Source organism: Nonomuraea sp. NPDC050790, from assembly GCF_044456745.1.
GTDB lineage: Bacteria > Actinomycetota > Actinomycetes > Streptosporangiales > Streptosporangiaceae > Nonomuraea.
Window position 1 is genome coordinate 346,794 of sequence record NZ_JBITGF010000007.1, and the last position, 20,608, is coordinate 367,401.

Below are 20,608 nucleotides of genomic sequence, written 5' to 3' on the forward strand. Positions count from 1 at the left end.
CACAGTCCAGGCAGGGACGCAGCGGCACGGTGGGTCAGCTATCGATGAGGCCGGTCTGGGCGAGGGCCAGGAAGAACAGGCCGGCGCACAGCAGGACGGTGGGCCAGGCCCGCTGGATGCCTGCGACGACGGCGCCGGCGAGGAAGCATACGAGGGCGAGCAGGAGGAGGACGTCCACGGGACTCTCCGATGCGCTGGGCGAGATGTGGGCCCGGAAATGGCGAGGCCCGGCGCTTGGCCGGGCCGCTTCTCGGGGTGACGGGCCGAGGCCGTGGGGTGGCTGAGGCGACACGTCAGGTGAGTTACACCTGACTATGGGTCATCTGGGGCATCCGTGGCAAGCGTGTGTTGCCGCGTAACTTCGTGAGCTGGTCGAGCTCGGTCCGGCTCCACAGCAGGTTTCGGCCATCACGTTCCACCGTGATTCGGCCCTCGGCGTGCCAGCGGCGCAGCGTGCGGGCGGGGATCTTGTACATGTAGGCCGCTTCAGCGGTGCTGATCCTGGTGCTCATCTCCGCCCCGTCCTGCGGCGCCGACGCCGCGCGTACTCGCTCTTGATTGCGCTGCGTGCCCGCCGGTCGACGTCGGCAAGTTCCTGCATCAGCGGGGCGATCCGAGCTACCGTCTGCATGGTTTCACCCAGGTTGCGCATCGCCTGCTCGAACGCGGGTGTCATCTCTCTCACGAAGATCTGCAGCTGCTCGCCGAGCGTGCGCGCGGCTTGCTGGGCTTGCTCAGCCTCGATCTGCGGAATGGCCAAAGCGAAGGACTTGGGTGGTTCGGCAGTCCAGATCATGGAGTCACGGCTGCCGTGCCAGGTAATGACGTCGTCGATCTCGTCGAGGATGTCTCGCCTCTTCACGGCCGCCACTCCAGTCGATAGTCCGGGTGGTCCGCGTACGGCAGGGCGAGCGTTCGAAGGCTGTACATGCCTCTGCGGTCGTACGAGGTTGCCCGTGACCAGAGTCCCAGGAGCGCCCGCTTGGCTTCGACCTCGCGCTGCACGCGGGCCGGATCGTGGCGGGCGATGTGCTCGAGTTTGTCGTGTCGTTGGTTGGCGATGATGACCACATCTCGTTCAACGACAATGCCTATGTCGCTGACGACGCCTCTGGGAGTGACGTGCCAAAAGGCAGCTCGATCCGCCCACGCCACGGCCCGGGCGACCCGCTCGTCTTCGTCAAAGCGTGCCCGCAGGAACGCGATCAGGTCATCCATGGATGCCTACCTTCCGAGTCCCGGCGCGGACGGCGGCCACCCGCTCGTCGGCCGCCTGCTGGTCGATGTAGAAGCCAGGCGGCCACCACCGGACCCAGATCGTGGGCGCGAAGATCTCGACAAGCACCTGGGTGACCGTTTTCGCCTCGGACAGGAGTCGGTTCACCCTGCCATCCTTCCTCGCTGGTAGCGGCGCCCATATCGGTGCCACTGGGTCGTGTCCAAGCTGAGATCGCAGGTGTCGCAATACATTTCGGACGGCGTTGGGTCTCCGTCGCGGCGCACGGTCACCTTCACGATGCCGCCGCACGGCTCTCCGTCGATGTCCTCGATGCACGGCCCGAGCACGAGCGGGAGCCGGCCGGGGTCGATGACGCTGTAGGCGCGTCCCACGGTCTCGGCGAACACGTCTTTGAACGCTCCAGCGTCGGGGTGTGCGGCGATCCAGTCGAGGTGCCGTTCGAGCCACGCGCACTGGGTTGCCGGGTTGGGCGGTGGCCCGGTGATGCCTCTCTCGGTGGCGACGAGTGAGGTGATCCATCGCAGGTCGTGGCGTGCTTGTCCGAGCCAGTCGCCAGCGCGGGTGTTGTACGGCAGTGGCGGCGTGCGGCTGCCGGACACGGTGGGCCCGGACGTGTCTCGGGTGGCGGGGAGTTGGGCGAGGACGTCGGCGTGCAGTTCTGGCAGGTCACGGACGTGACGGCGGAGCGCGATCCGGCATCCGGGGCAGAGGTTGATGCCGTCGGCGGCGGCTCGCGGCCGGTCGGGGTCGTGCCGGTGGGTGGCGAGGCAGAGGGCGGGTGCTGTGGTGCGGCGGCTCACGTCCGGTTCGCCTCCCGCTGGTCGAGCTTGCGGACGTCGGCGACGAACCGCTGGAGCGCGCTCAGGAATGCCCCCTGCGTCGCCAGGTTGTCGCGGCCGCCGCGCATGTAGGCGGTGGGGTCGAGCAGGGGGGCGAGCGTCTCGTAGCGCCTGCAGAGCGCCTGCATCTGGTCGATGTCGATGCTGTCGGCGAGTTGCAGGAGGGTCCGGGTGACGGCGGCGAGGGCGTCGAGGGCGGTCGGGTAGGTGTTTTCATCGACGGCGATCTGGTCCATGGTTCCCCTCCGTGGTGCTGGTTCAGGTGCCGTCACCTGGAATGTTCGGTGGCTCTATCTGTGGTAGTCGGGGTTCTCGTGGTCGCGGACCCAGGCGACTACGACGCCTGGGCTGGTCTCGTCGGGTGGCGGGTCTGGGTCGGTCATCGGACGCGGGTTCGGATCTTGGGGCACTTGGTGCAGCGTTGGGTGATGACGCGGCCGATCCGCTCGATGGTGCGCCAACGGTGAATGTGGATCATCGGTCGTCACCTGCGCAGCATTCGGCGACCCAGCCGCCTATCCCGTCCGACCTGATCATGTCGTCCTGGCCGAACGGCTGACCGCACGCCGCGCACCATCCCGGCCAGGACGCGGACACGGCCGGACGGCGGCCGAGCGGGTTGAGGGCGGGCTCGTCGGGGATGCCCCGGCAGTGGGCGCACATGCTCTTGATCAGCTCGGTGAGGTCGCAGCGCTCCTCCATGCCCTCACTCCTCCACTTCGTCCATGTCGAACGCGTTGCAGTGCGCGGCCGCCAGCTCGTACGGCATGGCGTGCTGGTTGATGGCGGCCAGGATCGACTCCAGGACGGCGGCCGTCGGCGCCGGGGTTCGGAAGGTGAGCGAGATGTTGACGTGCGGGTCGGTCATGACTCCTCCCGGAGTCTTCGCTCTCCTGCTGGAATCGCAGCCAGCATTCGCATGCGGGTGAGGTTCTCCTCGGTGTGGCCGTGGCCCCGGTACTTGCCGCAGCGGATACACGGCCCCCATCCGTCAAATTCGGTGATCGGGTGCTCGCAGACGCACGCATGGTGCGCGCCAGCGATGCTGGAGCAGTCCCAGTGGTAGAGGCCGCGCTCTCCCTGCCACCAGCGCGCCCGGCGGCCGCCCCATTGGTGGGAGACGTTCACGGAGTCGCCCTTTCGGGAGGGCCCACCGCACCACGTACAGCGGGTGAGTAGGCGGCGACGCAGCTCCTGCAGCGGGGAAACCTGGATCTTCCAGTGGTGGATGTGGAAGCGCCATGCGTGGTGGAATTTCCACTGCCAGTCGCCTTTCGCGTCCCGGTAGCGGGAGTGATGGCGGCAGACCTCGCCAGAGTCACGGCCGCCGGGCTCGCGATGCCAGACGGTGATCATGGACGGGAAGTAGTAGCAACGCCCAGCCAACGTCCAGAACGCCGACCGTCCGATGCTCCACCGGGCGTCGGTCATGGAGTGGAGTTGTCGTTGTGGCCAAGGGCGGCGGATCTCGAACGCCACGACCAATGGATCATGCATTATGAGCCTCCTATCCGTACTGATGATCGCCTTCTACAGGGACTACCGCTCTGGAGTTCGATAGCTTTGGCGCGAGGGTGCTCACAGACGGCCCTGAGAGCGCGTCTCGCGGGCGAACACCCCCGCCCTGGTGTCCTTGTATGGGTGCATCGGGAGAATCGCTCTCAGGGCCGCGCAGGCGGGTGTTCACGACAGGCCCTTCGTCGGCGACCACGCCATGTCCACGAAACGGCTGTAGTGGAGCTGGTGAGCCACCGTGATCGTGGCCGTGGGACCGTTCCGGTTCTTCGCCACGATCAGATCCGCCTCGCCGCTCCGAGCCGACTCGTTGTCGTTGGCGTCCTCCCGATGCAGCAGGATGATCACGTCGGCGTCCTGCTCGACAGCGCCGCTCTCGCGCAGGTCGGACGGCTGCGGGCGCTTGTCGGAGCGCTTCTCCGCCTCCCGGTTGAGCTGGGACAGCAGCACGATCGGCACCTCGAACTCGCCGGCCATGAGCTTCAGCCCGCGCGTCAGCAGCGCCACCTCCTGCTCGCGGTTCTGCGCCTTGGGCGGCGCCATGAGCTGCAGGTAGTCAACGACGACGATGCCGAGAGGGCCCTGGCGGGACAGGGTGCGGAGGGTGGCCCGCACGTGCTCCAGGCTGCAGTTGGACCGGTCGTCGATGATCAGCGGTGCGCCGGAGACGCGGGCGGCCGCATCCACTACCCGCTCCAGGTCCTGCTCGCTCACCTGGTTGGCGCGGATCGCGTGCAGGCCGACGCTCGCCTCGGCGCTGACCATGCGTTGCAGCACCTCGCGGCGGCGCATCTCCAGCGTGAACATGACCGCCAACTGGCCGTCGCGGATCGCCGCCTTGCGGATGGTGTCCACTGCGTACGTGGACTTGCCGACCGACGGACGCGCCCCAACGACGATGAGCTGGCCGGGCTGGTGGGCGGTCAGCAGGTGGGCCAGATCCTGGAACGGCGGCACCACGCCGGACGGTGCGGGCGGCGGGGTCTCCAGGTCGTCGAGGAGCGTGGCCATCTCGGCGGCGACGTCGCACTGGACGCGGTCGCCCGGCCGTACCGCGGCCTCGTCGAGCATCTTCCGGATCTGATCGGGGCCAAGGTCGTCGTCCCATCCGTCGGCCTCGGTGATCTGCTGGCCGCGGGCCAGAGCCAGGTTGATCCGGCGGCGCCGCCCGTCGGCCGCGACCAGTTTGGCGTGGTAGGTGACGCCGCCGGCCTTGGCCGCGTGCTGCATGAGCGTGTGCAGGTACGGCCCGCCGCCGACGCGCTCCAGGTTTCCCTCGGTGCGGAGCGTGCCGAGGACGGCGGCCGGATCGACGGGCTTGCCGTCATCGACGAGCGTCAGCGCCGCGGCGTAGACGATCCCGGCCATCGAGTAGAAGTCGGCCGCCTGGCAGATGTCGGCGGCATCCTCGGCCGCGGACTTGGCCTGGATGGCGGCGCCCGCCACGGCCATCTCGGAGGCCACGATGTCGGGGCCCGGCTGCCAGCCGCGCCCGGTCGCCTGCTCGCTCATGCGGCCCTCCGCCGGTCGGCGCCGGCCATCTGCACGATCGTGACGTGGTGCGCGAGACGGGACGCGGTGCGTTCACCCACCAGGCTGCGCAGGTCGAGCTGGTTGGACGTGATGATGGTGGGCCGGTGGCCCTCGTATCGGGGGTCGAGGGTCTCAGCCATGCCGTCGGAGTCCCAGTCGGAGATCCGCACCGAGCCGACGTCGTCGATGGCCAGGAGCCCGGCGGCGGACATCCGATCGAGCCCGGCCCGGTCCATGGGTGGAGTCAGCATGCGACGCAGCAGGGCGGCGGGCGTCACCTGGACGCGTCCCCGGAACCCCGCGCCGACGACACGCTCGGCGACAGCCCACAGCGACCAGGACTTGCCGACCCCGAGGTTGCCGACGATCACGAGGTTGCCGTACTCGCCGGCTGCGATTCGATCGGCCCATGCGGCGATGGCCGGGTGCAGTCGGCCGGGAGCGCGATACGCGGCAGGGCGGGCGGCTTGCAACCTGGCCAGCCGTTCGCGGGCCTGCTCGGCCAGCCACTGCTCGTAGGGGGTGCTCATAGGTTGACCTGCCCGTTTCTGATCTCGTCAGCGGTGGGGAGTTTGGCTCGGGATCCGGAGTTGGGGGCGAACCGTCCGCCGCCCGGGTCGGGCCCGGCGTTTATGCGCAGCAGCTCGCGGCCGAGGTCGGCGTAACCCTTGCGCCCGGCCTCGGAGGCGGCGGCCATGAGGCGGGCCGGGTCCTTGCCTTCGTCGATGAGCTGTTTGGCCTGTCTGCCAACCTGGCCGATGAGGCTGTTGGCGGGTCGGTCGCCGGTGCGGGCCTGTGCGGACTCGACCCATGCCGCGACGACGGCCTTGGCGTTGAGCGGTTCGTCGCCCGTTGTCCCCTCGTCCGGCGCGTCAGCGCCCGCCGGAGGCTGAATGGGAGTGGGAGTGGGAGAGAGGACCGTAGTACGTACATCTACCCACTCCCGGCGCGCGCCCGCGCGCGAGCCATCGCTTGCTATCGGTTTGCCATCGCTGGAATGGCTACCGGATGGCAAATTGCCATCCGCCGATGGCTCCGAGCCATTAGAACCCGATTCGGTTCTCGGAGTTTCGGAGTTGATCTCTCCGACGTCTTTTTTGCCATCCGGAGCCATCCGTTTGCTATCAGCTTTGCCATCGCTCCGATGGCTAAGGGATGGCAGATTGCCATCGGCTTTTCGCCCCCAGCGAGCCTCCGCGCCCTTCCTTCCGGCCTCCGCGCGTGCCTCGCTCACCTCCCTGCCCGGCAGGTAGTCGGCGAAGTCGTGGATCATCCATCCGCCGTCCGAGGTCGCGTCCCAGAGGCCGACCTCAACGAGCAGCGCCGCCATCTCGCGCGCCTCGGGCCCGAAGAAGCGCCGCGGGAGCGATGACGGGATGCGGCCCGGCACCTTGCCCTTCTTCCTGGTGTTCCGGTGCGCCCAGGTGAAGCACAGCGTCCACAAGCCGAGGGCCGCCGCCGCGCCCTTGAGATCCTCTATGTCGAGCAGCGCAAGAACCTTCGGGTGGTCGTCGAACGCGTCGTCAACGCGGCCCCATGCCATGTCGTGCTCCGTGGTGCTAGAGGTGGGTGCTGGGCGGGAGCTGGGCAGGTCTTCGGCGGCGCATCATCGCTTCCTCCGCCCGGGGACGTGGCCGACGTGGAATCCGCCGCAGTGCTTGCAGGCGTACGCCTTCAGCCAATTCGGGTTGGCGCCCTTCTCGATGAGCCTGCCGCGCGCCCGCTCGGCATCCTGGCGGCCAGCGTGGCGGCGCTTGCCGTCGCATTTGCGGCCCTTCGTGCTGGTCATGAAGCCTCGCTCAGCAGCGAGGTGTCGATGGCGAGGACGAGGCCGGGGCCGATGGTGACGAGCAGCCGCTGACCCTCGACGCACGCCCTGGCCGCCTCAGCCGCAGCCTCCGGAGCGAGGCCGGCGCGGGTGAGGCGCCGCATCAGGTCGGCGATCTGCAGCTCGGGCTGCGGCCAGACACGGGAGGTGCCGGACCCGCCGGCGTGGACAGGGCGCAGCCACCCGCGTCGGGTCCACCAGTCGAGCTTGCGGTAGGTGAGCCCCCGCTTGAGCACCTGGTCGAGGGTGAGCGCCGGCCTCACGCGATCACCTCGTCTCCGAAGAGAGTTGGATGGCCGTGAGGCCGCTCCGGTGGCGCGGGCAGGTCAAGGCCGCGCGCCCGTTCGCGGGGATCGCGCACTCGCCAGGCGGCTATCCGGCAGTAGTCCGCGGACAGGTCCACGCTGATGCCATGCCGGCCGTACAGATCGGCGATGAGCGCGGTGGTGCCGGTTCCGCCGAACGGATCGAGCACCGTCCCGCACGTCGGAGACCACCCCACCACGATCCGCCGGACCAGTGAGGGTGGGTACGCGGCGTCATGCCCGGTGGCCAGCTCGCTGGGGACGCGCAGAGGCTGTGTTGCGATTTCCCAGACGCTCCCGGGGATCGCGCCGAGGGGATGTGGGCCGGCGTATTGACCGGTTCGGGTTCTTGTGAGGTTTCGGTCGCGGGCGCCGAACGCGGTACCGCCGGCGACCCGCCGCGGAGCTCTGTGAGGCTCGCGAATCGCATCGGTGTCGGAGTAGTAGCGCTGCCTCAGGGTGAAGTGGAACACCTGCTCATGGGATCGGCGCGCCCGGTCGGTCACGGATTCCGGCATGGGCGAGGGCTTGGACCACACGATTTCGCTGCGCAGGATGAGCCCGAGTTGGTCAATGCAGCCGATCGCGTACCGCCATGGCAGTCCGATCAGGCTCTTCTCAGGCAGGTCCTTTGGTCGGATGTAGCGGGGACTGTCGGCACGCCAGGTGTAGCCGTCGGAGGACCCTCGCCAGGCGCCGCGGGTGCGGTTGGCGTACTTGTCGCCGAGGACGACGAACAGCGACCCCGAAGGCTTGAGTACGCGAACCCATTCGGCTGTGGCCTCCCACAGCGCCCCGAGGTAACCCCACGGCGTCGGCTCCGCGCCGATCTGTCCGGCGAGACTCCCGCCAGCGTCGCGGTAGTCGCGCAGTCCCCAGTACGGCGGACTGGTCACGATCAGGTCGACGCTGCCGTCGGGAAGGGGTAGCGCGCGGGCGTCGGCCCGGATGATGGCGGCCGTCATTGAGCGATCTCGCTGGTGTCGAAGAGCGCGGGGATGGCCATCTCATGCTCGGCGGTGCGCAGGTTCGCGACCGCGGTCTGCCAGTAGGAACTCTTCAGCTCGACGCCGACAAACCGGCGGCGCTGCTTGACCGCGACGTACCCTTCGGACCCGATCCCGGCGAACGGCGACAAGACCACCTCGCATGGGTTGGACCACAGCCGGATACAGCGTTCGATCAGGTCAAGTTGCAGCGGGCAGATGTGGCGTTCGTCGGCGTCCTCCTTGGCGACCCGGGTGTTGAGCGTGTGGGTCTCGCGGATGTCGTACCAGCACGATCGTGGCAGCGCGAGCCCGAGGTCCTGCATGGCCTCGATCGCTTCGGCGTCGCCGACGCTGGGCCAGATGGGGCGGGCCCACGCGATCCACTCATCGTTGGTGACGTCGGTCTTGACGGGGACGGGGTTGTCGCCGGGCGCCCGGAACAGCAGCACATAGTCGGCCAGCGCAGGGCGGAGGGCGGACGAGTCGCGGTCCTTGGTGACGAACATGAGCGCGTGTGCCTTCGTCCGGATGGCCTGCGCCTGCGGATCCTTGTCCACCGTGATCTCGCCGTGGAAGATCCATCCGGCGTTCTCGAACGCGGCGATGACCTGGCCCCGGAAGTCGGTGAGCCCGATCACGCCGTTGAGTGCCTTCTGCAGGGTGACCTGCTGGACGTGCACGCACGCCAGCCGACCCGGCGCGGTGACCCGGAGCTGTTCGCGGATAATGAAGGCGTAGTGCTCGAAGAACTCGGCCCGGTCCCGGCTGTTGGACAGGTCGCGCGGGCTGGGCGAGTAGTTGTAGAGCTGGGCGAACGGCGGCGAGCAGACGGACAGGCCGACGCTACCGCTCTCGATCTCGGCGAGGCGCTCGCACGCGTCTCCGAGCATGAGGTGCCAGCCCTCGCCGCGGGCGTCTTCGGTGACGTATCCGGGGTCGATGTCTGCGGTCACGAGGCGCTCCAGAGGGTTGAGGTGCGCATCTCGTCCACGAGCCCGCCGGTGATGGCGGCGGCTTCGAGTTCTTTGCGCGCGACGTTGGCGGCGATCTGGCCTTCGAGCTGGGACAGCACGATGTGGGCGTGGACGGGCCTGGTCTGGCCGTAGCGGTAGCAGCGGCGTATCGCCTGGTAGTACTGCTCGTAGGAGTCGTTGAGCCCGACGAAGATCATGCGGGCGCAGTGCTGCCAGTTGAGCCCGTACGCGGCGATTCCCGGCTTGGTGATCAGGCACCTGATCTGCCCGTCGGCGAATGCGAGCAGGTGCTCGGCCTTCTGTTCCGGCTTCATCGATCCGCGAACGTTAACGGCGCCTGGAATGAGCTTGGCCAGCAGGTCGGCCTCGCTGTTGAGTCCGCACCACAGCAGCCAGGGCTCGCCCGGCTCGGCGTGCACCAGCTCGGCGGCTCGGGTGCATCGCGCGTCCATGGTGGCCTTGCGCACCTTGGCCCGGCCGCCTACGCCTCCGAGGTCGGTGGCGAACAACTGCCCTTCCGGGACGACGTCAACCGGCAGCAGATGCGGGACCACGTCGAGCCCTGGCAGGTCATAGCCATCGTCCGGATACCCGAGGTCGGAGGGCCGCCGTACCGCGAGCGCCCACGAGGACATCCATCGGTACATGGGTCCGCGGGCGTGCCCCTTGACCCGCCACCCGGCCTGGTCGTGCACGAAGTATGTGCTGAGCATTTCCCGCCGGGTGGCCGCCCCGAGGAACTCGGCGTGGTTGGCTAGCTCGGCGACGTCGTTGGGCGCGGGCGTGGCGGTGCACGCCAGTCGCTGGGGCACCGCAGCGAACTCGGCGATCAATCTGTCGCGCGTCTTAGACGTGAAGTCCTTGAGGATCGATGACTCGTCGAGGACGACGGCGCCGAAGCCGCCAGCGTCGAAATGCGGGGTCATCTCGTAGTTGGTGACCCAGATGCCAGGCCCGGCCGCGTCGTTCTCGGAGCGCACATACCGTGCGGAGACGCCGAGCTTGGCGGCCTCCCGCACGGTCTGCTGGCACACCGCGAGCGGCGCGACGATGAGAGTACGGTCGGCGGACAGCCGCGCCCACTCCACCTGTATGAACGTCTTCCCGAGCCCGGTGTCGGCCCAGACCGCCGACCGGCCGACGCGCACCGCCCACGCGACGATGCGCCGCTGCCACTCGTGCAGCATCGGGTGGATGTCGCCCAGGTTCACCACCGGACCGTGTGCGCCTACGCGCTGCTTCTTGCCGGCCAGGAAGTCGGCGTAGGTGACGGTCATGACTGCCTCAGCGGCAGGGTGAGGTAGCGGTACTCCGGATCGTCGCCACCGATCAGCACCCGGCCGTGGCTTTCGGGCATCGAGATGGTGACCACGTCGCCGGCGACGCCGTGAACCCCGTCCAGGAGGAATGCAGGCAGGAATGCGACGGTGACCTCGTCCGCGCCGTCGAGGATGCACGCCACGGCCTCGCTGCCCCGGCCGAGGTCGCCGCCGCCCGCCGACACCTCCACCTGGCCTGTCGTGAACGCCAGTCGTACGGGGGTGTTCCGCTCGGCGACCAGCGCCACCCGCTTGATCGCTTCGACCAGCGGGGCCACGTCCACGCGGGCGGTGATCGGCGCGGTGACGTTGGCGAGGTTGGCCCGGTAGTTGACGAACTCGGAGTCGAGCAGCCGCACGATGATCTGCCGACCGGCGGAGGTGAGGGCGAACTGGCTGCTGTCGGCGCCGATGCCGACGGGCCCGTCGGCGAAGCCCTTCCCGACGTCTTTCAGCGCTTTGGCTGGGACGAGCACCCCGATGTCGGCCGTGTGGGCGGTGGGTTGCCACGGCAGTGCGCGGGCGGCCAGCCGGTAGCGGTCGGTGGCGGCCATCTCGATGCCGTCGGCGTCTAGGTCGATCCGGACGCCGGTGAGCATGATGAGCGTCTCGTCCGGGGATGCGGCGGGAACCACCTGGGCGAGTGCGGCCCGCAGCAGGGCGGCATCCACCTGCCCGAGGGTGGCGGGCGGCTCGGGGAGCGCCGGGTAGTCCTCGACGGGCATGGTGGTCAGCCCGAACTCGGCGGGCCCGCAGCGCAGTTCGACCTCGGCGCCGGACGTGGACAGCTCGACGGGTTTGTCGGGGAGGCTGGCCACGATCTGGGCGAGGAGGCGCCCGCTGACGAGGATGCGGCCGGGCTCGGCGACGTCCGCCTGCACGGTGGCTTTGGCGGAGAGGTCGTAGTCGAACGCGCCGATGGTGAGCGTGCCATCGGGGTCGGCGTCGAGGAGGAGGCCGGCGAGGACGGGGATGGTGGGCCGCTGGGGCAGGGTGCGCGCGGCCCATGCGACGGCGTCGGCGAACACGCTGGCGGGCAGGGTGAGTTTCATCGGCGCGCCTCCAAGGCGAACAGCTCCAGTTGGTCGGAGAGGGGGGAGGGTGCGGGCTGTGAGGGGCGAAGCAGCGGGGTGATCGTGAAGGCGGGAGCGCAGAAGTGCTCGCGAGTCCATTTCCAGGCGGCCGCCTCGTCGTGTGGTCCGCGTTCTTCTCGGGAGAGGGACGCGCCGCAGGAGTCGCACTCTGCGTCCCAGGAGAAGCAGGCCGGGCACAGGTTGCTCGCCGCCGTGGCGAGGTTGAACCATCCAGTGCCTTCGGTAGCCGTGACGTCGGCGGCGAGGATGAGGCAGTCGGCCTTGACGTGGTCGCCGTTACGACCACGCCACCAGGGACGGATCAGGTCTCTCATGTCGTTGATGTGCGTCATGCCGCCGCCTTCCTGGTCAGGTCTCGGCGCTCGTGGGGGGTTGTGCCGCCCCAGATGCCGTGCTCGTACTCCTCGATGTCGAGCGCGTACCGGAGGCACGCCGCGGCGACGGGGCAGCGTCCGCACGCGCCCTTCGCTTCCTCGACCTGCCTGGCGTGTGACGGGCCGTAGGAGGCGGGAAAGAACAGCTCGGGGTCGTCACGGCACTCGGTGTCGACCTGGACTGGCTTGGGCCCCCGGTCGGCTGGTGCCGGCGTCGGCACGGCCTTGGGAACTGGCGCGTCGACCTGAAACGCCTTGTCGGCGTGGCGACCGCTGCCCAGGCAGCGGGTGGTGTCGTCGAGCCGCATCCCGGGGCGGGGTGTGTGCGATACGAGAGTGCGGTCGCGCCGAAGCGCGATACTCGGCCTCCCGCACGTACGGCACGCGCCGTGCGGTTTGCGCCGGTTGCCCAGGGCGGTGTACCGGGTGACGAGCGCCTGCTCGCTGATCCCGAGCATGTCGAGCACCGTCTGCAGGTCGTCGTCGGAGGCGCCGAGTCGAGCCGCGGCGGCGGTGAGCCGCTTGCGCGTGGATTCCCGCTGTGAGGGGGTGGATTCCTCGATGACCTGAGGTGCGCCGCGAGCGAAGTAGCTTCCCGTGCGCCTCGCGCCCGCGTTCTTCTGCGTGAGCATGTCCGTGTGGACGCGCTCCTTCTGGAGGATCCATTCGGCGTCGTGGTCGCGGCTGCTGTACCGTCCCTCGTTCATGCGCCACGCTCCTCGGCGTGAAGCGCGGGCCGGAGTCGGCCGCCGATCCATTGCCCGACGGCAGGGCTGACGGCGTTACCGAAGCCGTCGACCTGGTCGCGTGCGGAGCCCCAGACTTTGAAGGTGCCCTGATGGCCGGGGAAGCCGACGTTGAAGCCGCAGCCCTCACCGATCTCATACGGGAACATCATGCGGAGGAAGCAGTCCTCCAGCGGCAGGTTCGCGAGGACGTAGCGCCATCCGGCTTGCGGTGCGGTCCCGGTCGCGGTGAGCAGGCCGGGGATCTGGTCGGTGGTAACGGTCGGCATGGCTTCGAGGTGGGACGTGGGGACGGTGTTCTTGCGGAAGGGGAGGACTCCGGCCGAGAGAAGCGCCAGCGTCTCCGAGCCGCCCTGCGTCGGGAGCGCCTCGTCCACCCCGCGCGGTGCACCCTGGAAGTTGTCCACGGCGGCGAGCAGCACGGCCTTCTCGTGCGTGCTGGTGATCGTGTCCATCGGCTGGGTGATGTGCTTGCCGTCGCCGTTGTGCCGGTGGGCCACCATCACCTGACCGGTCAGGGCGACCGGGGGTGTGAACAGCGCCTGCGTGTTGGTCGCGGTCTGGGACGGCAGCGGCTCGCCCAGGGTGCGGGTACGGCAGTCGGATCCGGGACGCTCGTAGGTGTTGCCCACGGCGGCGATCACCGCGCCCGTGGAGAGGATCGCGGTCTCCTGTTGGCTGGTCTGCGTCACGAGCGGCTGCCACGGATGCCGCTCGGACCCCCGCTCCGCTTTCGCTGGCATGAGCACGGCGGGGAAGTCAGCGAACCTCTGCCTGCACCGCTCGGCGCGAGCCATGGTGGACGGTGCAAGCGGGCTGAGGACGCTCTGGCCTGTCACCTTGTCCGTGAACTCCCGGAGCGGCCGGTCGCCGATCCGGGTGCCGAGGTTGGACAGGTCAAGGGCGTTGATCGACGGCGCGCATGGGGGGATTACCACTCGCCGGCAGGAGGGACACCGGTACTCGTACTGCTTGCCGTACCGGACGCTGCCGGTTGGCGGAATCCCGGTCCGCCAAGTCCAGCGGGCTTGCACGATGGTGCCGCAGCCCGAGCACCACGATTCGGGCCGGTGGTCGAGGTCCGGGGTGGGCAGGCGCTCATCCCAGAAGATGGCGTAGAACCGGTCGCGCGACTGCGGGACGCCGAAGAACATGCTGTTGAGGTAGAGCACGCGATGCTTGTAACCCAGGACCCCGAACTGCTTGAGCCACCAGCGGTAGGTGCTGCCGTCGCCGTACTTCTTGCCTGGCACCGCCGGCCCCCACGAGGTCAGCTCGGTGGTGCACTCGACGAGGATCATCCGCGGGTGATGCTGTGCGGCGTAGTGAAGGACGCAGTTCGCTGTGGCGCGGTCGCGCTCGGACCTGGTGACGCGTTCCTCGAACTCGGGGTCGTCGAGGTCGAACAGCGACATGCGCCGCTCGTACGCCTTCTTGGTGTTGGCCTGCGAGTGGTTCACGCAGCTCACGCCAGCAACCAAGAGATCAGCCGCAGGCAGGTCCCTGGCGGAGTGGTAGTCGGACGCCTCCGGGTCGACCAGGTCTGCGATCCAATGTTCGGCGTGGGGGTGGTTGGCCTCGTGGACTTCGACCTTGTAGGCGTTGTGGTTCGCGGCCATGATCGTGGTGAAGCCGGCGAGTTCGATGCCCTGGGTCAGACCGCCGAAGCCGGAGAACAGGTCCACGGCAACGAGGTCGTCGTGGCGGAACCGGCGTCGGCGTACGGCGGGCCGAAAGGCCGCAACGCGGCGCTGTTGCGAAGGTCGGCGACTCACCGGGTCTCCTTCCGGCCGTGTCCTTGCCAGCCGATGTGGGCGGTAGCCCAGGCCCCGAACAGGGCGATCCCGGCGGCGCTGATGGCTCGGCGGCGCCGGAGTTGCGCGGTGAGGGTGCCGTGGCCGGGGGCGCGTACGAGCGCGATGGCCTCGATGGCGGCGAAGCTGCCGAGGACGCCAGCGGCCCAGCACGCCCACGCCCGCGGGTAGAGGTTGGTGGCCGTCGTGCCCGAGGGAAGCGCGGGCACGACGGCGGCGGCGCGGCGGGTCACGGCGCGTCCCGGTCAATGAGCGTGTCGGCGTGGGCGAGGGCGGCGTCGAGCCCGTGGGCGTCTTCGTCGCTGGCGGCCTCGACGAGCCATTCGAGGGCGTCGGTGATGGCCGCGTGCCGGTTGACGAAGTAGTTCCGGGTGATCGCCCAGGTGAGCGCGGAGGGGCCGCCCACGAGGAGGAGCACGACCAGCAGAGACAGGTCAGGCATCGCTGGCCACCGCCCCCCGGGCGGCCTTCGCCAGGTCGTACCTCGTGATGGCCCAGACGATCGCGTGGCAGGCCCACAGAAACGACCAGTCCCAGTCGCGGAGGTCCCACTCCTGCCAGTCCTCGAATCGGAACTCGTGGCCGCTCTCCGGCTTGAAGTTGAACTCGTCCAGTCCACGCAGTGCGTCGTCCTCGCCCTGCGTTCCGAAGCCTGGCCAATCGTCGAAGAAGTGCTCGTGAACCGCCTTGCGCAGGTCGCGCATGTGGTCGCGGGCGGCCTTCCGGCAGGGCTTGGCTAGCTCCGGGGGCAGGAGATTGACGTCGTCCAGTCCGAGACCCCACGCCGTTTCGGCGAGCCGGTTGTGCAGGAAGGTCTCGTACTCCTCCTGGAGCGCGTCCCTGATGTGCTTGCGCAGGGCGTCCTCGGAGTACGTCTGGACGGATCGGCGCCCTTCGGGCAGCTTCTCCGCCCAGTAGTGCGGGTTGATCGAACCGTCAACGCGCATGCGGAAGAACTCGAACATGTCGGTCGTGCGCGAGAACACGTACGCGGCGTTGAGGTCGCCTCGGATGGCGAGGCTCCCGGGCCAGGTGACGATGTCGAACCAGTAGAAACCGTGCCTGCCTCTGGCGCGCAGGTGTCGGTACAGGCCGTCGTCGTGCAGCATGACCAGCTTGTGGAGGCGGGTCTCGCGGGCGAACCGCTGGGCGATGTCCTGGCTCATGACGCGGTCTCCCTGCTCTTCGCGCGGCGGTTGATGATGGCGGCGCGGTTGGCCTTCCGGATGGCGTCCTGGAGCTGGCCGGGGATGGCGCACAGCTCCGCGATGGTGAACGTGTCCTGCTCGCCGTCGGGCGCGAGGACCATCACCTCGGGCGGCGGCCTGCGCGGCTCCCAGGTGCGGCGTCCGCAGCGCTCGGCGGCGTCCTCGATGGTGTAGCGGCCGGCCTCCAGCCAGTTGGTGGTGTAGCCGCCGCTCTGGCCCCAGTAGGCGTGGTGCTGGTTTGACCAGACGAGGTAGGTGCTCATGATGCGAGCACCTCCTGGACCGCGCCGGCCTGCTGCGACCTGCATAGACCGCACCGGAAGGAGCCGTCAGAGAGACGGGCCCAGTCGCCGCACCCCTCCAGCTCGGCTACGGCTTCATCGAGCGAATCGAAGTGGTAGGCGGTGCCGCCGTCGAAGGTGTCGCCGCATTGGCCGCACTTCACGACCACGCAGGTGTGGCCGAGTCGGCGCGGTGTCCAGCCTGCGCTGACGAGCCTGCTCGCTCGTTCGCGAGCTTTGTTGTCGGTCTCGAAGTGGGTGATGGCCGGCCAGTCGCCACTGAAGAGTGACCCGTCGGGGCGTTCGAGGATCCAGCAGTTCCCGCTCATGAGAGCACCCCCAGTGCGGCGTCGCACAGCTCGCCGACCACGGTGGCCTGGTCGCGCTCGTCGGACCAGGCGCCGAGCGAGTCGGCGTACGTCTCGTCGTGGTCGAGGCCGAACCAGTCGATGAGCATGTCGGCGGTGTCGAGGACGAGCCGCCACCCGCCGGTCGCGTCCAGGTCGTCCTCCCACGCGTGCGGGTCGAAGCCGCCCGCGATGGCGACGGCGCCCAGCGCGTCCACGGGCGCCTCGCGCGGCGGCAGGCCCGAGGACTCGTCGTAGTAGTTGCCGTGGGCCTTGCCCTGCCGCTCGATGACGTCGGCGGCGGCCAGCGCGAGGGCGGCCGGGGTGAGCGTTAGTTCGATCGTCTGTGTGGTCATGGCCGGTCTCCGTGAGACGTGGGATCGGGGGAAGGACTCGACGCGGCGGCGAGGCGCTCGTTCCCGACGCGGTTGATCATCCGCATGATTGGCTCGTCGTCACCGACCTCGTTCGTCACCAGCACCTCGCTCTGCCGGGACTGCTGGATCTCGTACTTGATCTGCTTGAGGCGGGGGATGCTGGTGCGCGGGTCGTGGATCTCCTCCACGTAGTCGCCCGCGCGGCGGACGGGGGCCTCGCCACGCTCGACGTGGGCCGCGTCCGGGTCCGGGTCTCGGGTAGGTACGAGCCCCGCGTGGTAAAGAAGCGTGCGCAGGGCGACCGCCTGAGCCTTCGCGGTGCCCTTGTCGCCGGTGTCGAGCGACTCACCGGCGGCCTGCACTTCCAGGTAGTCGCCTTCCGGCCCGTAAATCCGATAGGTGACGAGGACCGTGCACTCGCGGGTCGGCTTGTCGCGGGACGTCTTGGTGTCCCGATAGGACGCGTCGACGCGGTACGGCAGGACGAGCACGCCGTGCGCGCGGCAGGCGGGCCCGAAGACGTTGAGCGCGTCGTCGACTCCCCGGTACTTGAAGCGCGGACCCTCGGTCATGTCGTGGTCCTTGACGACGCCGCGAACCTCGCCCATCACGTTGGCCCAGGCCACCTGGACGGGCACCTTGGCGGGGCCGCCCTCAGGCACCGGGATGTTGATGTCGGGCAGGGGCTCCGGCCGTACGGATGCGGCCGGGCGTACGTCGTCGGTAGGGGGCTGGTCGCCTTCGTCGGGCCGGGCCATGGCGGCGGCCTTGTCTGCGAGGCTCATGAGATCGCCTCCGTCAGTCGGTGCTGCTTGGCGATGTGCAGGCGGACGCCGGCCCGGTCCTCCACGCATGCGGCGTAGGCCGCCGGGAACTCCTCGGCCAGGCGCTCCAGGTCGGGTACCGCGCGGTTCGACGGGTTCAGGCCGTACGCGTAGTCGTTGCCGAACGAGCCCATCTGGGCGCCGCCGAGCAACTCGACGAGCCGGGCTTTCGCGTGCTCCTTCTCGGCCTTGGCCGCCTTCTCACGGAGGCGCGCGTCCTCGTAGTCGAGCAGCACCTCGTAGGCGTCGGTGCCGTCGAGGTCGGCCACCCCGTCGCGGTCCGGGTGGAGCCGGTCCCACAGGTCGAGCAGCCGCTCGGGGTCGCCCGTCGCCGGCGGCGGGGTGCGGTCCTGGACGCGCTGCCACATCTGCCTGGCCACGGTGACGATGTCGGCGAGCAACTGCTCGTTGCCGGGCCGCCGGATCACGTGCTGCCGGTAGTCGTTTCCGCCGATGAGCACGGCGGTGTGGATGTGGTCGTAGCCGGTGACGGCGATCTGCCACAGCGTCTGCGCGAGCACGTCGTCCGGTACGGCGCGGCGCCAGCGGGATGCCGCCCACGCTGAACGGTGCTTGACCTCCAGGGCGCACCGCTCGCGGGTGGCCGGCGTGAGCGGGCACTCGGCGACCTGCCGGTCGAGCGTGCACATCATCCACGGCTCGTCCATGTGCGCGACCAGGCCGATTCGGCGGCCGACGGACCGGTTGCGGCGGTACCACTCGCGGGCGATTGTCTCCTCGTGGAGCGTTCCCCACAGGCCGGGCTCGCCGAGGTCGTCCTCGGGCAGTTCGCCGAGCTTGCCGTAGTAGATGTGGGAGGGGGTCTTGTATCCGACGTCCAGGCAGTCGGGCACGTCAGAGCTGCCGATGCCGCTGCGGCGCGCGGTCAGCCACGAGTCGCGGTCGGCGGTGGCGGGGAGGACGAGGCGGGCGGTCGGCGTGACTCGGCGCCCGTGCGCGGCAGCGACCGTCATGACCGCTCCAAGGTGTCGAGCACCGGGGTGACGATGCGGTTCATCTCCGCCACAAGCACCTCGACGTATGAATGGGCCAGCGACACCAGGTCGGCGGTAGGTTCAGACCCCAGCGGAGGGAGCGACTGAGTGGGCAGCGGGAACGCCAGGGCGGCGCTGGCCATCAGGAAGTGCTGACCTCGGCTGATCTCCTGGCCGCTGGGGTCGAGGTAGCGGACGCCGTCGGATCCCCACAGCGCTTCGGTGGGCCAGTCGCGCCACCACGTGTCTCCGGTGCGCCATTCGCGGGAGGCGGCCAGCGGCTGCGGCCAGGACGTGACCAGCGAGGCGGTGCCGACCAGCGAGCCGTCCCAGTCGTTGACCTCGACACCGGCAGAGAGCAGCCGCGGGTGGTGGCGAACGTAGCCAGGGGCCATGATCGGTCCGGTTGCGACCCGCCACGCGGTGGCCGCGAAACGAGCCGGTCGTGACTCATCCCAGTCCCATGCCTCGCGGAATTGTTCGGCGCGGTCGCGCACGTAGTACCCGTACCGGGATCGTCCGTCGCTCGCCCTGTCCCGGTCGTAGTCGGCGTCGATCAAGAATGCCTGTGCACCGTGGAGGCTCATGCCGTCGCCGCCTCTCGCCGTACCGAGGCCAGCCAGTCGGCGACGCGCACGCACTGCACGGTGTCGCCCCCAGCGACCTCGATCGAGCCGATGCGGGGCGTGCCGTTGGTGATCGGCTCGGCGGAGACCCACACGAACACGAATTGGCCGGGCGCCGAGCGGTAGGTGTGGCGGACGCGGACGAGTTGCTCGTCGGTCTGGATGAGGTGGCGGTCCCGGATCGCGGCGGCGTCCACGGGGATGGTGGGCAGCTGGGCCTTCACGTCCTGCACCCTTCGTAGTGGCGGACCGGCAGGGGACCAGTTGGGACGGCGCCACACCTGACACAGGGAATGTGAGCAGTGCGCTCGTGCTCTCCGAGCGGGACTGCGAAGTCCTTGAACCCACACCCGAACCCGAAAACGCAAATCGACTGTCCGGGACGGGAGCCCCAATCACGCATGCCCTTTGTGAACTCGCCGGTCAGGGTGGTCGATAGATCCAGGTGAACGCTCATGTGCAGCGTCTTGAGGCGCAGGGTGTCGGCATGGTCGCCCTGCTCGCCTGTGACGTAGGCCCCCAGATTCGCCGCCCACGCCACGAGAACGTCCCGCCGGTCCGAGATGGCGCGGATCTCGTAGGGAGACAGCGACGCGGTCAAGCTGATGAGGGGGTACCAGGGCGGATTGCCTTCGATGACGCTCCAACGCCACGGCTGTGTCAGCGGACGCCGGGAGAGGTCGACGAGGGCCAGCCCGGCCAGCTCAAACAGTCTGGATCGGTTCGAGGAGACGGCGATGTCGTCGGTGGGCAGCGCGGTCATGCGCCACCGCCCGCCTGGAGGACGATGGCGCGCGCCTCCTGGATGACGTCCTCGTACATGTCGACGTGGCCGCACGCGTTGTCCCAGACGTCCACGATGTACGGATGGTCGTTGACGGCGGCCTGGTGCTCGCGCACCTCGCCGCGGGGGCCGCCGCACACGGTGCAGATGGCCGGGACCGTGATGGTGACGACCTGGGGCTTGAACGTCGCGTCCTGCCAGTGCTCGGCGAGGCTGTCGCGGACCCTGACGGTCATGGTGGCGCCGGCGGGGATGCCGGTCGGGCGCTCCATCAGGCACCTTCGTGGTCGTCGTGAACGATCGTCAGAGCCACGACTTCGGCGGCCTGCCCGATCAGGCGTCCGGCCACGGCGGGGGCCTCCGAGATGGGCATCTGCGGCCAGGCAGCGCGGATCGCCGCCTGGAGCGCGGAGAGCAGTAGGTCGCCGCCGGGCTGGCCGCGGTGCTCCAGGTAGTTCGCGGCCAGCGTGCTGAGCGCGCGGTGCAGCGGCTCGTCGGTCTGCTGGTTGACGTGGTCTGCGAGGATGGTCATGTTCGCGTCCGTTCGTGAGATGGATGCGGAGTTGCGGGGCTCGGCCGAGGCAGAAGGGGCCGGG

At 69.2% G+C, this 20,608-nt stretch carries 35 protein-coding genes; all 35 read right to left on the reverse strand.

What is annotated here, in order from left to right; all coding sequences use genetic code 11:
- Window positions 1-34: 34 nt before the first annotated feature.
- The 35 genes from ACIBEJ_RS34390 to ACIBEJ_RS34560 all read right to left on the reverse strand — a co-directional run bounded on the left by ACIBEJ_RS34390 (window position 35) and on the right by ACIBEJ_RS34560 (window position 20,544).
- Complete coding sequence (locus ACIBEJ_RS34390) at window positions 35-178, reverse strand: hypothetical protein (RefSeq protein ID WP_397187058.1); 144 nt, start codon at window positions 176-178, stop codon at window positions 35-37.
- Window positions 179-302: 124 nt separating this feature from the next.
- Entirely contained in the window at window positions 303-512 is a 210-nt protein-coding gene (locus tag ACIBEJ_RS34395; RefSeq protein ID WP_397187059.1) for a hypothetical protein, read from the reverse strand.
- A complete protein-coding gene (locus ACIBEJ_RS34400; protein WP_397187060.1) occupies window positions 509-862 on the reverse strand; it encodes a hypothetical protein in 354 nt (117 codons plus the stop codon). The genes ACIBEJ_RS34395 and ACIBEJ_RS34400 overlap by 4 nt, the downstream gene beginning before the upstream one ends.
- Window positions 859-1,218 carry a DUF6221 family protein gene (locus ACIBEJ_RS34405; protein WP_397187061.1) on the reverse strand — a complete coding sequence of 120 codons (360 nt, stop codon included), beginning with the start codon at window positions 1,216-1,218 and terminating at the stop codon, window positions 859-861. Before ACIBEJ_RS34405 ends, ACIBEJ_RS34400 begins: the two co-directional genes overlap by 4 nt.
- Window positions 1,211-1,384, reverse strand: a complete 174-nt coding sequence (locus ACIBEJ_RS34410; protein WP_397187062.1) for a hypothetical protein — start codon at window positions 1,382-1,384, stop codon at window positions 1,211-1,213. Before ACIBEJ_RS34410 ends, ACIBEJ_RS34405 begins: the two co-directional genes overlap by 8 nt.
- Complete coding sequence (locus ACIBEJ_RS34415) at window positions 1,381-2,040, reverse strand: hypothetical protein (protein WP_397187063.1); 660 nt, start codon at window positions 2,038-2,040, stop codon at window positions 1,381-1,383. Before ACIBEJ_RS34415 ends, ACIBEJ_RS34410 begins: the two co-directional genes overlap by 4 nt.
- Complete coding sequence (locus ACIBEJ_RS34420) at window positions 2,037-2,315, reverse strand: hypothetical protein (protein WP_397187064.1); 279 nt, start codon at window positions 2,313-2,315, stop codon at window positions 2,037-2,039. Before ACIBEJ_RS34420 ends, ACIBEJ_RS34415 begins: the two co-directional genes overlap by 4 nt.
- Before the next feature lie 238 nt (window positions 2,316-2,553).
- Window positions 2,554-2,781: a hypothetical protein gene (locus ACIBEJ_RS34425; protein ID WP_397187065.1), complete on the reverse strand. Its 228-nt coding sequence runs from the start codon at window positions 2,779-2,781 to the stop codon at window positions 2,554-2,556.
- A 4-nt stretch (window positions 2,782-2,785) separates the two neighbouring features.
- Window positions 2,786-2,947 carry a hypothetical protein gene (locus ACIBEJ_RS34430; protein ID WP_397187066.1) on the reverse strand — a complete coding sequence of 54 codons (162 nt, stop codon included), beginning with the start codon at window positions 2,945-2,947 and terminating at the stop codon, window positions 2,786-2,788.
- The gene (locus ACIBEJ_RS34435; RefSeq protein ID WP_397187067.1) at window positions 2,944-3,558 is read right to left on the reverse strand and encodes a hypothetical protein; all 615 of its coding nucleotides are present in this window, start codon (window positions 3,556-3,558) and stop codon (window positions 2,944-2,946) included. The genes ACIBEJ_RS34430 and ACIBEJ_RS34435 overlap by 4 nt, the downstream gene beginning before the upstream one ends.
- A gap of 204 nt (window positions 3,559-3,762) precedes the next feature.
- Complete coding sequence (locus tag ACIBEJ_RS34440) at window positions 3,763-5,106, reverse strand: replicative DNA helicase (RefSeq protein WP_397187068.1); 1,344 nt, start codon at window positions 5,104-5,106, stop codon at window positions 3,763-3,765.
- The gene (locus ACIBEJ_RS34445; RefSeq protein ID WP_397187069.1) at window positions 5,103-5,657 is read right to left on the reverse strand and encodes an ATP-binding protein; all 555 of its coding nucleotides are present in this window, start codon (window positions 5,655-5,657) and stop codon (window positions 5,103-5,105) included. Before ACIBEJ_RS34445 ends, ACIBEJ_RS34440 begins: the two co-directional genes overlap by 4 nt.
- On the reverse strand, window positions 5,654-6,670 hold the full coding sequence (locus ACIBEJ_RS34450) for a hypothetical protein (RefSeq protein ID WP_397187070.1): 1,017 nt from the start codon (window positions 6,668-6,670) through the stop codon (window positions 5,654-5,656). The genes ACIBEJ_RS34445 and ACIBEJ_RS34450 overlap by 4 nt, the downstream gene beginning before the upstream one ends.
- Before the next feature lie 63 nt (window positions 6,671-6,733).
- Window positions 6,734-6,916: a hypothetical protein gene (locus ACIBEJ_RS34455; protein ID WP_397187071.1), complete on the reverse strand. Its 183-nt coding sequence runs from the start codon at window positions 6,914-6,916 to the stop codon at window positions 6,734-6,736.
- The gene (locus ACIBEJ_RS34460; protein ID WP_397187072.1) at window positions 6,913-7,218 is read right to left on the reverse strand and encodes a MerR family transcriptional regulator; all 306 of its coding nucleotides are present in this window, start codon (window positions 7,216-7,218) and stop codon (window positions 6,913-6,915) included. Before ACIBEJ_RS34460 ends, ACIBEJ_RS34455 begins: the two co-directional genes overlap by 4 nt.
- A complete protein-coding gene (locus ACIBEJ_RS34465) occupies window positions 7,215-8,225 on the reverse strand; it encodes a DNA-methyltransferase (RefSeq protein WP_397187073.1) in 1,011 nt (336 codons plus the stop codon). Before ACIBEJ_RS34465 ends, ACIBEJ_RS34460 begins: the two co-directional genes overlap by 4 nt.
- On the reverse strand, window positions 8,222-9,202 hold the full coding sequence (locus ACIBEJ_RS34470; protein ID WP_397187074.1) for a DNA-methyltransferase: 981 nt from the start codon (window positions 9,200-9,202) through the stop codon (window positions 8,222-8,224). The genes ACIBEJ_RS34465 and ACIBEJ_RS34470 overlap by 4 nt, the downstream gene beginning before the upstream one ends.
- Window positions 9,199-10,500, reverse strand: coding sequence for a helicase-related protein (locus tag ACIBEJ_RS34475; protein ID WP_397187075.1), 1,302 nt, complete (start codon window positions 10,498-10,500; stop codon window positions 9,199-9,201). The genes ACIBEJ_RS34470 and ACIBEJ_RS34475 overlap by 4 nt, the downstream gene beginning before the upstream one ends.
- A complete protein-coding gene (gene dnaN, locus ACIBEJ_RS34480; protein ID WP_397187076.1) occupies window positions 10,497-11,594 on the reverse strand; it encodes a DNA polymerase III subunit beta in 1,098 nt (365 codons plus the stop codon). Before dnaN ends, ACIBEJ_RS34475 begins: the two co-directional genes overlap by 4 nt.
- Window positions 11,591-11,968: a hypothetical protein gene (locus ACIBEJ_RS34485; RefSeq protein WP_397187077.1), complete on the reverse strand. Its 378-nt coding sequence runs from the start codon at window positions 11,966-11,968 to the stop codon at window positions 11,591-11,593. Before ACIBEJ_RS34485 ends, dnaN begins: the two co-directional genes overlap by 4 nt.
- Complete coding sequence (locus ACIBEJ_RS34490) at window positions 11,965-12,717, reverse strand: WhiB family transcriptional regulator (RefSeq protein WP_397187078.1); 753 nt, start codon at window positions 12,715-12,717, stop codon at window positions 11,965-11,967. The genes ACIBEJ_RS34485 and ACIBEJ_RS34490 overlap by 4 nt, the downstream gene beginning before the upstream one ends.
- The gene (locus tag ACIBEJ_RS34495; protein ID WP_397187079.1) at window positions 12,714-14,531 is read right to left on the reverse strand and encodes a DNA cytosine methyltransferase; all 1,818 of its coding nucleotides are present in this window, start codon (window positions 14,529-14,531) and stop codon (window positions 12,714-12,716) included. Before ACIBEJ_RS34495 ends, ACIBEJ_RS34490 begins: the two co-directional genes overlap by 4 nt.
- The gene (locus tag ACIBEJ_RS34500) at window positions 14,528-14,803 is read right to left on the reverse strand and encodes a hypothetical protein (RefSeq protein WP_397187080.1); all 276 of its coding nucleotides are present in this window, start codon (window positions 14,801-14,803) and stop codon (window positions 14,528-14,530) included. The genes ACIBEJ_RS34495 and ACIBEJ_RS34500 overlap by 4 nt, the downstream gene beginning before the upstream one ends.
- On the reverse strand, window positions 14,800-15,012 hold the full coding sequence (locus tag ACIBEJ_RS34505; RefSeq protein ID WP_397187081.1) for a hypothetical protein: 213 nt from the start codon (window positions 15,010-15,012) through the stop codon (window positions 14,800-14,802). The genes ACIBEJ_RS34500 and ACIBEJ_RS34505 overlap by 4 nt, the downstream gene beginning before the upstream one ends.
- Entirely contained in the window at window positions 15,005-15,736 is a 732-nt protein-coding gene (locus ACIBEJ_RS34510) for a hypothetical protein (RefSeq protein ID WP_397187082.1), read from the reverse strand. The genes ACIBEJ_RS34505 and ACIBEJ_RS34510 overlap by 8 nt, the downstream gene beginning before the upstream one ends.
- Complete coding sequence (locus ACIBEJ_RS34515) at window positions 15,733-16,041, reverse strand: hypothetical protein (RefSeq protein WP_397187083.1); 309 nt, start codon at window positions 16,039-16,041, stop codon at window positions 15,733-15,735. Before ACIBEJ_RS34515 ends, ACIBEJ_RS34510 begins: the two co-directional genes overlap by 4 nt.
- Window positions 16,038-16,388: a hypothetical protein gene (locus ACIBEJ_RS34520; RefSeq protein WP_397187084.1), complete on the reverse strand. Its 351-nt coding sequence runs from the start codon at window positions 16,386-16,388 to the stop codon at window positions 16,038-16,040. The genes ACIBEJ_RS34515 and ACIBEJ_RS34520 overlap by 4 nt, the downstream gene beginning before the upstream one ends.
- Window positions 16,385-16,762 carry a hypothetical protein gene (locus ACIBEJ_RS34525; RefSeq protein ID WP_397187085.1) on the reverse strand — a complete coding sequence of 126 codons (378 nt, stop codon included), beginning with the start codon at window positions 16,760-16,762 and terminating at the stop codon, window positions 16,385-16,387. The genes ACIBEJ_RS34520 and ACIBEJ_RS34525 overlap by 4 nt, the downstream gene beginning before the upstream one ends.
- Window positions 16,759-17,568 (reverse strand): ERF family protein, encoded by an 810-nt coding sequence (locus ACIBEJ_RS34530; protein ID WP_397187086.1) that lies wholly within the window; start codon window positions 17,566-17,568, stop codon window positions 16,759-16,761. Before ACIBEJ_RS34530 ends, ACIBEJ_RS34525 begins: the two co-directional genes overlap by 4 nt.
- Window positions 17,565-18,581 carry a YqaJ viral recombinase family protein gene (locus ACIBEJ_RS34535; RefSeq protein ID WP_397187087.1) on the reverse strand — a complete coding sequence of 339 codons (1,017 nt, stop codon included), beginning with the start codon at window positions 18,579-18,581 and terminating at the stop codon, window positions 17,565-17,567. Before ACIBEJ_RS34535 ends, ACIBEJ_RS34530 begins: the two co-directional genes overlap by 4 nt.
- Window positions 18,578-19,189 carry a hypothetical protein gene (locus ACIBEJ_RS34540; RefSeq protein WP_397187088.1) on the reverse strand — a complete coding sequence of 204 codons (612 nt, stop codon included), beginning with the start codon at window positions 19,187-19,189 and terminating at the stop codon, window positions 18,578-18,580. The genes ACIBEJ_RS34535 and ACIBEJ_RS34540 overlap by 4 nt, the downstream gene beginning before the upstream one ends.
- The gene (locus ACIBEJ_RS34545) at window positions 19,186-19,452 is read right to left on the reverse strand and encodes a hypothetical protein (protein ID WP_397187089.1); all 267 of its coding nucleotides are present in this window, start codon (window positions 19,450-19,452) and stop codon (window positions 19,186-19,188) included. Before ACIBEJ_RS34545 ends, ACIBEJ_RS34540 begins: the two co-directional genes overlap by 4 nt.
- Window positions 19,449-19,991 (reverse strand): hypothetical protein, encoded by a 543-nt coding sequence (locus ACIBEJ_RS34550; protein WP_397187090.1) that lies wholly within the window; start codon window positions 19,989-19,991, stop codon window positions 19,449-19,451. Before ACIBEJ_RS34550 ends, ACIBEJ_RS34545 begins: the two co-directional genes overlap by 4 nt.
- The gene (locus ACIBEJ_RS34555; RefSeq protein ID WP_397187091.1) at window positions 19,988-20,284 is read right to left on the reverse strand and encodes a hypothetical protein; all 297 of its coding nucleotides are present in this window, start codon (window positions 20,282-20,284) and stop codon (window positions 19,988-19,990) included. Before ACIBEJ_RS34555 ends, ACIBEJ_RS34550 begins: the two co-directional genes overlap by 4 nt.
- Window positions 20,284-20,544, reverse strand: a complete 261-nt coding sequence (locus ACIBEJ_RS34560) for a hypothetical protein (protein ID WP_397187092.1) — start codon at window positions 20,542-20,544, stop codon at window positions 20,284-20,286. The genes ACIBEJ_RS34555 and ACIBEJ_RS34560 overlap by 1 nt, the downstream gene beginning before the upstream one ends.
- Between the last annotated feature and the right edge of the window lie 64 nt (window positions 20,545-20,608).